The 11,956-nt window shown below is 60.0% G+C and carries 10 protein-coding genes and 1 pseudogene; 4 read left to right on the top strand and 7 right to left on the bottom strand.

The window, feature by feature from the left end; translation table 11 throughout:
* Positions 1-133: 133 nt before the first annotated feature.
* Positions 134-613, bottom strand: a complete 480-nt coding sequence (locus tag BI327_RS36150; protein WP_076866149.1) for a hypothetical protein — start codon at positions 611-613, stop codon at positions 134-136.
* Between the two features lie 356 nt (positions 614-969).
* Between BI327_RS36150 and BI327_RS36155 the strand changes: the two genes are divergently transcribed.
* Positions 970-1,293, top strand: a complete 324-nt coding sequence (locus BI327_RS36155; protein ID WP_143271761.1) for a hypothetical protein — start codon at positions 970-972, stop codon at positions 1,291-1,293.
* A gap of 56 nt (positions 1,294-1,349) precedes the next feature.
* Here BI327_RS36155 and BI327_RS36160 read toward each other — a convergent pair whose 3' ends face one another.
* Positions 1,350-2,060 carry a hypothetical protein gene (locus tag BI327_RS36160; RefSeq protein WP_210191245.1) on the bottom strand — a complete coding sequence of 237 codons (711 nt, stop codon included), beginning with the start codon at positions 2,058-2,060 and terminating at the stop codon, positions 1,350-1,352.
* 724 nt (positions 2,061-2,784) lie between these two features.
* On the opposite strand from BI327_RS36160, the gene BI327_RS36165 reads away from it, so the two are divergent.
* Positions 2,785-3,030, top strand: a complete 246-nt coding sequence (locus BI327_RS36165; protein WP_143271762.1) for a hypothetical protein — start codon at positions 2,785-2,787, stop codon at positions 3,028-3,030.
* Here BI327_RS36165 and BI327_RS36170 read toward each other — a convergent pair.
* Both BI327_RS36170 and BI327_RS43840 read right to left on the bottom strand, forming a co-directional pair.
* Positions 3,027-3,821: pseudogene (locus BI327_RS36170) on the bottom strand (IS630 family transposase); the annotation flags it as partial. The gene BI327_RS36165 and the pseudogene BI327_RS36170 overlap by 4 nt on opposite strands.
* A gap of 39 nt (positions 3,822-3,860) precedes the next feature.
* A complete protein-coding gene (locus BI327_RS43840; protein ID WP_076866153.1) occupies positions 3,861-4,841 on the bottom strand; it encodes an HNH endonuclease in 981 nt (326 codons plus the stop codon).
* Between the two features lie 785 nt (positions 4,842-5,626).
* Between BI327_RS43840 and BI327_RS36180 the strand changes: the two genes are divergently transcribed.
* Positions 5,627-7,171, top strand: coding sequence for an FAD-dependent oxidoreductase (locus BI327_RS36180; protein ID WP_076866154.1), 1,545 nt, complete (start codon positions 5,627-5,629; stop codon positions 7,169-7,171).
* Complete coding sequence (locus tag BI327_RS36185) at positions 7,161-7,961, top strand: hypothetical protein (RefSeq protein ID WP_076866155.1); 801 nt, start codon at positions 7,161-7,163, stop codon at positions 7,959-7,961. Before BI327_RS36180 ends, BI327_RS36185 begins: the two co-directional genes overlap by 11 nt.
* Before the next feature lie 221 nt (positions 7,962-8,182).
* Here the strand turns inward: BI327_RS36185 and hisS are convergent, their stop codons facing one another.
* The 3 genes from hisS to BI327_RS36200 form a co-directional block, all read right to left on the bottom strand.
* Positions 8,183-9,655, bottom strand: a complete 1,473-nt coding sequence (gene hisS / locus BI327_RS36190; protein ID WP_076866156.1) for a histidine--tRNA ligase — start codon at positions 9,653-9,655, stop codon at positions 8,183-8,185.
* A gap of 93 nt (positions 9,656-9,748) precedes the next feature.
* The gene (locus BI327_RS36195) at positions 9,749-11,122 is read right to left on the bottom strand and encodes a histidine--tRNA ligase (protein ID WP_076866157.1); all 1,374 of its coding nucleotides are present in this window, start codon (positions 11,120-11,122) and stop codon (positions 9,749-9,751) included.
* A gap of 14 nt (positions 11,123-11,136) precedes the next feature.
* A complete protein-coding gene (locus BI327_RS36200) occupies positions 11,137-11,856 on the bottom strand; it encodes an SLOG cluster 4 domain-containing protein (RefSeq protein ID WP_076866158.1) in 720 nt (239 codons plus the stop codon).
* Positions 11,857-11,956 lie beyond the last annotated feature (100 nt).

The raw sequence follows: 11,956 nt of genomic DNA on the forward strand, positions 1-11,956 counted from the left end.
CGCTTTTCGCAGCGGGGTCGGCTCCCGAGTTCGTGGACGAGCGTGGTCGCGAGAGATCATCGCGGCGAAATCGACATCCCGCCGCATCTTGCAGAAGAGCATCCGATTTCAACCCGAGAAGAGCACCAAAAGCTTACTGCTTCCGCTCCCCATTATCTTCGAAAGGTTCGCGTAGACCACCCGTGTCTTCGTCGCCCTGCGGATATGCGTCCGCATCAGGTGGGACGGCTTGAAGCTGCATCTCCGGATTGGAAGCCGGCGCCGAAGCTCCATCGGCGCGCAGCAAGTAGGCCACGGGACTATGATCGAGTTTGGGATCTCCGCTTGCCTTGCGACGATGAGGGGCCGGCGCTTGGTTGTCCGCGATGATCATGACGTCGTGATCTACGGCCTGCACCACGAGGAAGATATGCACATCGTTCACCGCGACTGCGACGTCGCCCGCGCGCTGATTTCCGACCGTGACGGCATTCCATCCGCGTGCCTTGATGCGGCGTGCGAGATTCCCGGCGCCCAACGTGACCGGCACGTCGATCGCTGACATGTTCATGAATTCGCTCAAGGTCGCGGCGCAGGCGTTGTGCAGCGTCGAACCATAGCCGTTGTCCTGCATTTCCTTCCTCGCGCGCCGTGTATGGATCAGTTCATCGCGTTTGTGAGTCATGATGAAGTCGCGTGCGTTACCGCGGACGACATACGAAGCTGGATCGGTTCCTTGCGCGATCGGAAGGTTCGCGGAAAGCCGTTGAGCGCTGTCCGCGTCAAGGACGGCTATTTCGCTTCGATCAATGCGATCTTCAATTCCGCCAAATACGGTGGACTTGTCGAGACCAATCCCTGCGACTCCGTGAAGGTGAGCGGCAAACCCGAGGAACGGTTGCGGGAAAAGGATCTTCGTGACGGCGAAATGTACGCCATTCTAAAGGGCGGTGCGGGATTCCATGAGCACGTCGGCGAGGATAAGGATCGGTGGCTCCGAATCACGGATGGCGCCATCGCTTCAAGACGGAATGTCGGCGCATCGCGATGGATGAGGAAGTCCGACTTTATTTCATGGGCCACGCCTTCAAGAACGAGGGCGGCGACTACGGTAGTTTTCCTGTGGACGTCACGTCGGCTTGGATGGAGTTGTTTCCGACCTACGACGTAAGCGGGCCGTCGCTCCGAGTAATCCGCGCTGCCGGCAACGAAATCATCGACCGCGCGCTCGCGCTGTTGCAAAGAGAACGGACCACGCTTGCCACGGGGAGGAGGCTGGCGGTCCAGGACTCGGCCGCCCAACCCGCGGCATAGCGCACTTCGTAACGTCGGCAGGGCGAGCCGCATGCAGTGCCGATGGCAGAAGCGATTCACGATTCGGCCGAATCCTGCGGCGGATCTTCCGCTTGGGGCGCGGCGGGCTGTGGATCGGCGGGCTCGTCCCACCACACGCTCTTTCCATCGATTGCTTCAAGCAGACGCATCAGAGCTGAATTCATCGGGTCCCTAAGCAACACGCGATAGCCCGGCGCCAACTCGTCCGGGAGCTTGATCTCGTGGCCAAGCGCGCCGACGATATCCGTGCAGGACGCGATGGTCTTGACGACGATGTTCGCTATCCAGGGCATCAACGAGACGATGTTTTCGTTGTAGTGGTGCTCCGCGGTCCACGGGAACTCGCAGTAGAGTGTCGACTTGGGATCGACTGCGAAGCCCCGCTCGGTCACGAATATGGTGCCGGGATTGGAACTGCCATGGATGATGTGGTCGCGCGCGGCACGCAGAGACGCGAAGAATCCGGCGTGCCTCACGTACTGTTCGGCCAACGTCGGCGGCAGAGCGAACCTGTCCGTGAGCTCCTGCGCTGTCCGAGGCGCGTCGTTGGCGAAGACGACGCGCGCGAAGCCGGGAGGCAGGCGGTTCTGCTTCTTGAGGCGATTACGGGGCTCGTCGAGCAGATTGATGTGATCGTTCCAGAAGCGGGATACGACCTCCTGCAGCAGGTCGAAGATCGAGCGCGCCACGATCAATATGTACTCCACCTCGGCGCGGACGAACGAGGCGGTGAAGCTGTGGCTCAACGAATCCCGCACCGCGTAGAAATGTTCGAGCTTCGCTGCGCTGGTCGCGAGCAGATGAAAGTCGTCCTCGAGCGCATGCGTAAATCCGACGAGATCGCGGTAGCTTAAGCGCTGCCAGATGAGCTCGATCAGCGGGATCCAAAGATCGGCTTCGCTGGCGGGCTTGGTGTTGGTGACGTACAGCGATTGTGCCGTGTCGACGATGCGGATCGGAACCAGCCGACCGTCCGGTCCATCGAACCATTGAAGCCATTTCTCATAGCGGCAGCAATCTGAGCGCGCGTCCGGAAAGGGCGTTGACGTCGAGATAACCGAGCTTCGCAAGCTCTTCCAGTTTCACTTCTCCGGCCATGATCGAATTGCATCACCAAAACCTGCGGCCCGAACATCGCCGGTTGGATTGATCCGGCCGTCGTCGACGGCCGCCGGTTGTCCGGATAAGCTAGGATGTTGGATGATTCGGAGCTTGCCGGAATGGATGTCGGCGTCGGCCGTGCGCGTCGGCCGATTGTAGGTAGCTGGACGACAGGTCGAAAAGACGCTGGCGAATTATACCAAGCAGATATTCTGTTTGACGGGGGACGAAGCCATCCCGTACTCGCTGCTGGGATCCACGACAGCGGTGCGGCTCGGAAACCGGTGCTTCCTCGTCTGGTGTCGGCATCAGACCAGAGATTATGCTCCGAACGACGTCACGATCGCGATCGAACAGGGGAAGATTCTCGTGTCCGGATCTCGCTTCGTGTTCGCGACCGACGACGACGGCACGACCGACGAGGACTTCAAGGATCTTTGTGCCATGGAGTTCGCGCCGGAGAACTACGGCTCACCGAACCTGGAATCGGCGTTTCTGCCGTTGGTGGAGGACGACATCTGGCAGGGCGACGTGGGTGCGCAATTCTACCTGTTCGGCTTTCCCACCGAGCTGCGGCTCGTCGACTACGAGTTGCCGCATGTGCATGTCCGCTAGTGTCCTGAACCAGAAGTTCGCAATATCGCGTCGTGTTTTGCCGGAGCATTGTATCGGCAGAAGCGCTCGATAGAAGCAAGGATGTCATCGGCGGATTTGGTCCATCGGAACGGTTTGGGATCGGCGTTGTGTTTGTCGATGAACGAGGCGATGTCCGCTCTGAGGGCGGCTACGCTGCGATAGATGCCGCGCCTGATCTCCTTATCGGTGAGGAGCGCGAAGAAGCGCTCGACCTGATTGAGCCATGATGAACCGGTCGGGGTCAGGTGCACGTGCCAACGCGGCCTTTTCGCTAGCCATCGCCGGATCAGCGGGGTCTTGTGCGTGGCGTAGTTGTCCATGACGAGATGGACGTCGAGTTGGCGTGGCACGGCGGCCTCGATCTGGTCCAGGAACTTGCGGAACTCAGCGGCACGGTGCCGTCCGTAACACTTGCCGATGACCCGTCCGGTCGCGGTGTCAAGGGCGGCGAACAGCGATGTGTTGCCGTGCCTCGTGTAGTCATGGCTCCTTCGGGCCGGCTGGCCGGGACGCATCGGCAACATCGGCTGACTGCGGTCCAGCGCCTGGATTTGGGACTTCTCATCCACACACAGCACGATGGCGTGCTCCGGCGGCGAGACGTAGAGGCCTACGACATCGCGCACCTTGGCGACGAAATTCGGATCGGTCGAGAGCTTGAACGTCTCCATCCGGTGCGGCTGAAGCCCGAAGGCCCGCCAGATGCGTTGCACCGTCGATACCGACAGGCCACTGGTCTTTGCCATGCCGCGCGGACCGAAGCGGCTCGCCGAGCGTTTGACGAAGCGCGCGAATTGCACTGACCGACTTCAATGATCGATCACACTTTCGACTTCAGGGTCCAGCTTCTTCGGTTCGTCGTAAGTGGCCTGGATCGTCACTTCCTCGCCGGTCACCACTGCGCTCCCGGAAAGATCGACTCGGCGTCGAATCGGCTGACCGTGTAGCGCCGGATTGTCATCCACGGAAACCGGAAACGGCGGTAAACCGATTGAACTCCCTGCGATTGCCCAGTCCTTCTCAGGGCTGGGTAGCAAGATCTGAAACGAGTCGTTGCCGTAGCGCAAATTGAACATCATGAAGGGTAACTTCAGGAAGTCGTTCTTGCGTCTGAGCACCAACAGCGAAATCGTGTTGCCTGCTGTTGGACCAGGCACGAATGTCCAAAGGACACTCTGTGCCATCGAAATCTCATTTCGATGATCGGCGTCTTTGATCCAGGCAAAGGCTGTCCGGAAATCGGCTACGTTCGCGTCCGGAATCAGCGACAGCCCCATCTTTACAAGCGCCTTCAGTACCGCGATCGGCACGTAAGAGTCGCGATTGATGCGAAACGTCAAGGTTTTCGCTGCCTCGTCGACGTCCATCACAGCGTTTTCGGCACCGTGCATCATTTCGATGCCAGTGTCGCGCGGCTCGATGCGCCATCCGCCGTCCGGCCCTTGTTTGATTGTCGGAATGCCCGATTTTCCTTTTGTTCGAGCGAAAAGTCGGGATGGCTTGGACCAATAGCCGAACTGGTTCTCAATCCCGCGTCCGAACGCGTCGTTGCAATCGTCACACTCATGAGCCGATAGCAGAGTTCGGTTACCGAGCATCTCTGGAATGGCGTGTGCTTGCTTCTTGAATGTTACCTGTGGCGCGCTCAAGCCGCAGAAACGGCACCGACGGCTTTTGGTATCGCCAACGACGATCGTGGGCTCGCCGTGCTTCAATACCCACTGCCCGACGATATCGTAGTTATCGGCATAGAAGTCGAGAGCGCGCTCGGAGCTGTATTCTTCGATCATCTGAGTAGAATGTTCGGATGTTGATCAAAATACTTTAGAGACGGCGTAACGCCGACGCTAGACTGATCAGCTTTGCGGCCGCTTTAGGGCTTTCGGGAATTTCTGCATAAATCACCCGCAAGCTCGTCGAAACTCTCAATCGGAAAACCGCAGTCGACGCGAGCATGGCAGCTCCTGGCCCTTCTCGGACCTCCCGCGATGTCCGCTTTTGTGCTGCTGTTGGGGGATAAGCGGACATCACGCATGATGGCGCTGTAGTTCAGGATTTTATGAGTACGCGACCTAGTCTTCACGGCCGACAGCGAGCCGGACGCCGTGTACAAGACAAAAGAGTCGCTCGAGTCGTTGCGTATACCCGCCATTGGGGTGCTTTGGTTCGGGCACCGCGGTTCAGACGCAATCCTGTTGAAGGCGGACGGAACGCCGGAGCCGGACTACCGCGACAAGCTCGGCGACATCTGTAAACACGGCCATTGGAGATGAGGCGAGGTGCATGGAGGCATTGGCTCCATGCATAACCCTATCCATCGCGTATATCGCTTCGACCTTGTTTTCGGCGTCGAAACCAACAATCCGCTTTACGCAACTGGCAGTTGTTACTATCTTGTGACGGGCCAATCGAACGGGGGTGGGCGCGTGTCTTCGGGGACGGAGACGGCCATCGCTATTCCTGAGGACGCGGCGTGCACCCATGCCGTGAGAGTCATCTTCTATCTGTTTGAAAACTTCATTTCATCGACCGTCGCTCGCCGGGGCGGCGGGGATAATCCCAACATCGAAGAAGCATGCCGATCGACGCAGAACGCAGCGCGCACGTCTACGAGGCGTGTAGGCTTACCGACAATCTCTTCGTCTTCAATCCGTACCTGCCGCAGCAGAACTTCTATTCGCAGCAGTTGCGGGCACTTGCGCTGGCGGGAGAGATTTCCGATCGGCATCTTGCGCCCGGGCATCGCAGCGTGTGCGTCGTCGGGGCAGGCGTGGCAGGCAGAACCGTCGCGGCAGCCTTCCGCAGTCTGGGAGCCGGCGTCACCATCGTCGACAAGGAGTCGGTCGACTTCAGTCACTACCAGAACGCGACGCATCGCGAGCTCCATCCGAACATCATCTTCTGGCCCTTCCAGGAGCCGACGCCCGCAACCGAACTGCCGTTCATGAACTGGGCACAGGCGCCGGTCACGGAAGTCGTCGACGCCATGAAGAAGGAGTGGGAAGAGGGATTCGCCAAGCACGTCGCATTCATTCGCGCGGAAGTGGACGAAATCGATCGAACGGCGACGCCGATCGAGATCACGCTCGCTGATGCCAAGAGGACGGTATTGAAGGCCGACATCTGCGTCCTCGCCACGGGCTTCGCAGCCGAAAGGCAGTTCGGCAATCTGCAGACTCCCGCCTACTGGTCGCCGTCGTCGATCATTGAAAGCGGCGGCGAGTTCATGGTTAGCGGATCGGGCGACGGTGGTCTGATCGATGCGCTTTCCCCGATACTCGGCAAGGACGTGACGAAGGCGGCGCACATTCTGGCGGCCCGGCTGTCGAAGAAGCCGATGAAGGCCGATGTGAAGGCGATCGAAGAGGAGCGGCGGGCTCGCGTCGTCGCCGGGACCAAGGACAGCCAGGATCTCTGCCCGTTCTACTCGGCCGTACATCTCGAAGACGAAGATGCGGAAGAGATCAGGCCTTTCGTAAAGCGCAGTCCGGTGCCCGCCGTCACGCTCTTGCATGAGAGCAATAGCGCCTATTCGTTTTCGGCCGCGCCCATCAACAAGCTTCTACTTTCCCATTTCAGCAACGGCCCGGCGCGCTGCGTGACGCATGTGAAGGGAAGCCTCCGGACCGTCGACAACCGCGCGACCATGGTGCCGGACGCCGGCGCTTCCGAATGCATAGAGCCTCCGACGACGCGGTTCGCGAAAGTGATGGTGCGACACGGTGCCCCACCGGCTGCGCAAAGTATCCTCGACGATGCCGATCTGGCCCGTCTTGGGGAGCTGTCGTTCGAGCATCTCGATGCGGCCATACTGCCTGGGTATGACTCCACGAAGTACGGGTGGACGCGCAAAGGAGTAGGGAAGACGGCCATCAGCATGAAAGTGCTGGTGGATTCGCTCGAGCGTTCGCTCGATTCGATTTCCCGGGCCTACGATCTGGATTTCTCGAATGTTCGCCTCACGCGGATGAACATCGAGGGCGAGCCCATCAAAGTAAATTTACCTCCGGCTGATACAAAACGAGCCGAGAGTTTCGATCTATTTCCGTTGATGGTCGGGCCTGTTCTGGTGGAACTGGGCGAGCCCGACACTACGAGAGACATCGACTATGAAGACTGAGCTGAAGGGTCTGCGCGAACCGTCGATCGTGAGCTCGAATGCCTTGCGCATAGGCACGCTGGTGAAGGTTCGGATCGACGGCAAGAAGGACGCCAAGATGATGCTGTCCGCTCTGGTCCGAAAAGGACCGGCGGTATTCGCACTCATGACGCCGCATTCCCGGGTCGGTAAGGTTCAATCCGGTCTTTGCGAATTGGTCCGTGGGTCGGGGCGTTCTAACGTGCGGATGGGGCACTTCGTACCGGTCGTCGAAGTGCTGGGCGCCAAGTCTCCCGACATCGGCTTCCAGGCCGTACAGCTCGAGGCGTCGCCGCTTTTCAACGATCCCGTCCAGTCGTCGGAGAAGATGGTTACGGTCCGTGACTTCCGCAACAATCTATGGGATCGGCCGAACTTCCGGGTCAGACGCGTCAATGCGGAGGAAGTCCTTCCGATCGCCTCGGGTTCTCGCCGCAATCAGATGACCAGAGCCAAGAACAACAAGCTCGGCCGCTTGACCGGGGAGCTGTTCAAGGTGCGGATCAAGGATGGCAAGGAAGAGGATCTCCTCCTCCCGTACTGCGGACTTGTCACCTCTCGCGGCCGGCCATTTGCGAACAAGCAAAGTGTCGGTGCTCCGGTCATTTCGAAGTCCGGCGCATTGTCCGGGTTCATCGTCGGACGCAACACCCGCGAAAATCTGATACTCCCCGTGGAAGAATTTACGAAGGGGCAGTCGCTCTCGTTCGTCACGTTCGGAGAGGATTGGCCCAAGGTTCGCATCGCCGCCGAAAAGAACCGAACCAAGTAGAAGCCTGCAGGCACCGTGAAAGTATCGGCGGTCTAGTCTTCCGTGGCTTTTGAGGGAAGACTGCAAATTCTCGAAGAAAACCTGACTTCCCCCGCTGAAGTGTCAACTTAGAGCAATAAGTTGACACAAATCGAAATCAGGGGAAGTCAAAGAGGTTCAGTGGGCGCAGTCGGACGAACTGGCATCGCCTCTCCAGGCGCACCAGCCCGCCCACGCCGCGCCTATCGGTGGCGCGAGATGATGCCAGTTACTTCGGCGACTAGCTCACCGACGCGAACTTCCGATTGGGCCTCCCTCGAACCGCGCCATTCCTGATTGTTGCCGATCACCGACGAAAGCTTCTTGCCCGCGATCAAATCCTTGACCACGACGGTGCCGCGTCTGTGCTCGTTGCTCCCTTGGATGACCACGCAGGGAGAGTTGCGTTTGTCGGCGTAGCGCATCTGTGCCTTGAGGCCGGCGTCCGCGACGTACATCTCCGACCGCACCCCGGCCGAGCGAAGGTCCGAAACCATGCGCTGGTAGTCGGCGGTCCTATCCCTATCCATGGCCAACACCACGACCGGTCCGAGGTCGGTAGTGGACAGAAGTTTTCGATGACGAACCGCGGCCAGCAGGCGGGAGATGCCGATCGAGAAACCGGTGGCCGGCACTGGCTGGTCCTGGAATCGACCGACCAGGCCATCGTAACGGCCACCCCCTCCGACCGAACCGAAGCGACTGGGCTCACCGGGCTCGCCGGAAGTCTGGAAGGTGAGTTCGATTTCGTAGACGGGCCCCGTGTAGTATTCGAGTCCGCGCACGACCGAGGGATCCAGGCGCACGCGATCGGAGTAGCCGGCAGCTTCCACGAGCTCGCCGATTTCGCACAGTTCGTCCACCCCCTCGTTGCCGTTGGGGCTGTTGCCGACCACCTCGCGGAGTGCCCCGATTGTCGCGGTGCTGTCGAGCCGCCCCGCCGACAACATGGCCAGTACGCGCTCGATGCCGGATTCGTGCAGCTCCGCGCCACGCGTGAAGTCGCCGGACTCGTCTTGGCGACCCTTGCCCAGGAGGGCGCGAACACCCTCAAGTCCCAACCGATCGGTCTTGTCGATGGCCCTCAAAACGATCAGGCGTCGCGCGGCGTCCGCTGGGTCGGCCAGCCCCACCATGTCGAGAATGCCGTCGAGCAGCTTGCGGTTGCTCACCTTGACGACGAACTCTTTGCGGTCGATGCCCAGCGTCTCCATGGCGTCGGCGGCCATCATGCACATTTCCGCGTCGGCCGAGACGCCCGAAGCTCCGACCGTATCGGCGTCGAACTGCATGAATTGACGGAATCGCCCCGGTCCGGGCTTTTCGTTCCTGAAGACCCAGCCCGAGCGGTAGCTGCGGAACGGCTTGGGAAGCTTGTCGAAGTTTTCGGCGACGTATCGCGCCAGCGGTGCCGTCAGATCGTAGCGCAGCGAGAGCCAATTGTTGTCGTCGTCCTTGAACGAGAAGACGCCCTCGTTGGGACGGTCCTGGTCCGGTAGGAATTTGCCCAATGCGCTGCTGAATTCCACGCATGGGTTTTCGACGGGGTCGAAGCCGTAAAGTTCGTAGGTGCTGGCCAGTTTTGCTTTCATGGATTCGATGGCGCGGATATCGGAAGCCTCGACGTCCGAGAACCCTCTCGGAACCTGTGCCTCCATTTTTCTCGTCGGATTCATATCTATTTCCTCGTGTCGTCTGTTTGGGATAGCCGGAGCGGGAATGGCGATATTCGAAGGGGTGGCCGCACCCAGAGGAGCGGCCATCAAGCGTCAGTCCGTGTCGGCGTGGGCGCCGACGAAGCGCTCGACGTCGGCGTCGTTGACCATTGCGATCTGGCCGGTGGAGAGGTTCTTGACCTCCCAAATCTTCGTGTCGAGCTGCTCGTCGTCGGCGATGAGAAGGAAGCGGAATCCCTTCACCTTCGCATAGCGAAGCTGCTCGCTGATGCCGTGGTGCTCGAGGTAGATTTCGGTGCCGACTCCTGAAGCCCGCAGTCGGGTGCCGACCGCGATGTAGCGGTCGAGTGCATCGCGACACTGAGACGTCACCAATACCGAAGCCTTGGTCGATGGTCCAGTCTTCAGAACGCCAGCCTGCAACAACCGGCACACCAGGCTGGTCAAGCCGATCGAGATCCCGACGCCGGGAAGCTTCCGATCGGTGAAAAGACCGGCCAAGTCGTCGTAGCGGCCACCCGAGCAGATGCTGCCCAGTCCCGGATGGTCGGTCAGAACGGTCTCGATCACCGTGCCCGTATAATAGGCAAAACACCTCGCCACGCTCAGATCCACGACGAAGTTGCCAACGGGCACGCCCATCAGGATTGCGCCTGCAGCGACGGTTTTGATCTCCTCGAGACCCTGAGCGTACCGTTCGTGCTCCGGCAGATCTTCGAAGAGCTCGGACAGCTCGTGGACGACATGTTCGAGCGCACCGCGTACGGACAGAAATCGGATGACGCGTTCGATTTGCGACGCGTTCAGATCGAACTTCGTTTCGAATTCGGATCTCAAGCGCCTGTGCCCCAGTCCCGCCAGGTCGTCGATGGCGACCACGGCCTCGATTATACGCTGGTGATGGACACCGACGCGCATCAGGAATCCTTCCAGGAGCTTTCGGTTGCTCAAGCGGATCTCGTAGGCGCCGATACCGAGTTTGCTGAAGATGTCGTTCGCGATGCTGACCATCTCGGCATCGGTTATGAGATCGAGACGCCCATCGCCGACGACGTCGATGTCGCACTGGATGAATTCGCTGAAGCGGCTCGACCGGATCTCCTCGCAGCGCCAGACAGGTTGAATCTGATACCGACGGAAGGGAAACCGCAGGTGGTTGGCATTCTGCGAAATCCATCTCACCATCGGAACGGTGAGATCGTAACACAACGCCAAGGCCCCGCCGCTGGAGTTCTGGAATTCCGGCGGCTCGTTGACCGTGTAGATCTGATGGTCGACGGTGGCGCCGGCGCTGCTGGCGAACAGCGTTTCGCGAAGCTCCAAGGCACTCGTCCGCAGCGGCGCGGCACCGGTCGCTTCGAAGCTCTGCCGAATGATGTCGCCGAAACGGTCGGCGACGATCTGCTCGTGGATCTGAAATTCCTTGAAGACGCTCTTGAGCGTCTTCGCCGGTACGTTCTTGTTCATGATGTTTCCTCCTATCAATGGCGGTAGTCGAAGAGGTTGAGCTGGTTCTCCAGCCATTCGGCGGCGTCGTGGCCCGAGCTGATCGCGTCCGACGGCATGCAGGCGCTGCGGACCTCGACCTTCCCCGGGAAGTAAGGAAGGCTGTCCGCGGTCCCGCCGCTGCCCCGAATGGGGACGATGAACTTAGGACGGCCCTTCTTGATCAGGCTCTCGTTGCACTTCAGGATGTGCGCTGCCTCGATCAGCGTACCCGCGCCGCCGCCGTAGACGACAACGCCGTCAAGTAACTTCGCGAACACCGGGGACTCGTCGCCCCAAGCGCTGTCGCCGAAAAGAGACTCGACACAGATCCGCAGATCCAGGAAGGCTTCGGGGAGCGCGTGTTTTTCGCCGCATTTCGGGTAGACGCCGATGGTCGGGATGCCGGCTTCCTTCGCGCATTGCGCCGCCACCGCCGGGACGCCGTACTTGGTGCCGCCCGACAAGGCTGCGATGCGGTACTCGCTGAGATACTCGACCGCTTCCTTGATCTCCTCGTTCATGCGCTGTTGGAGGAAATCCTTGACCGGAGCCGGGGCCTTTTCGCCCAAGCCGCTGTCGGCGCCGCCGGAGAAGGCGATGATCACCCGCACCCCGGTCTCGGATTTGAAGCGAGCGATCGCCCCATCGATCGCAGCATCAAGCGCCGAAAGCTGAGCGCCCTGGGAAGTGATAGGGATATTAAGCGAGCTCATGTGTCCTCCCTTGATTGCTGCCGGGCTGCCCCAATGGCTTGTTTGCCCGGGTCGGTAGGAGGATGGTGCCGAAGTGTATTCGGCAAGAAAGGCAAACGTT

It is taken from the genome of Bradyrhizobium mercantei, from assembly GCF_001982635.1.
Taxonomy (GTDB): domain Bacteria; phylum Pseudomonadota; class Alphaproteobacteria; order Rhizobiales; family Xanthobacteraceae; genus Bradyrhizobium; species Bradyrhizobium mercantei.

What these genes read in the sequence shown, in the direction of transcription:
- BI327_RS36150 (WP_076866149.1), bottom strand. Translation starts at nt 613, where the DNA reads ATGCAGGACAACGGCTATGGTTCGACGCTGCACAACGCCTGCGCCGCG.
- BI327_RS43840 (WP_076866153.1), bottom strand. Translation starts at nt 4,841, where the DNA reads ATGATCGAAGAATACAGCTCCGAGCGCGCTCTCGACTTCTATGCCGAT.
- BI327_RS36180 (WP_076866154.1), top strand. Translation starts at nt 5,627, where the DNA reads ATGCCGATCGACGCAGAACGCAGCGCGCACGTCTACGAGGCGTGTAGG.
- BI327_RS36185 (WP_076866155.1), top strand. Translation starts at nt 7,161, where the DNA reads ATGAAGACTGAGCTGAAGGGTCTGCGCGAACCGTCGATCGTGAGCTCG.
- hisS (WP_076866156.1), bottom strand. Translation starts at nt 9,655, where the DNA reads ATGAATCCGACGAGAAAAATGGAGGCACAGGTTCCGAGAGGGTTCTCG.
- BI327_RS36195 (WP_076866157.1), bottom strand. Translation starts at nt 11,122, where the DNA reads ATGAACAAGAACGTACCGGCGAAGACGCTCAAGAGCGTCTTCAAGGAA.
- BI327_RS36200 (WP_076866158.1), bottom strand. Translation starts at nt 11,856, where the DNA reads ATGAGCTCGCTTAATATCCCTATCACTTCCCAGGGCGCTCAGCTTTCG.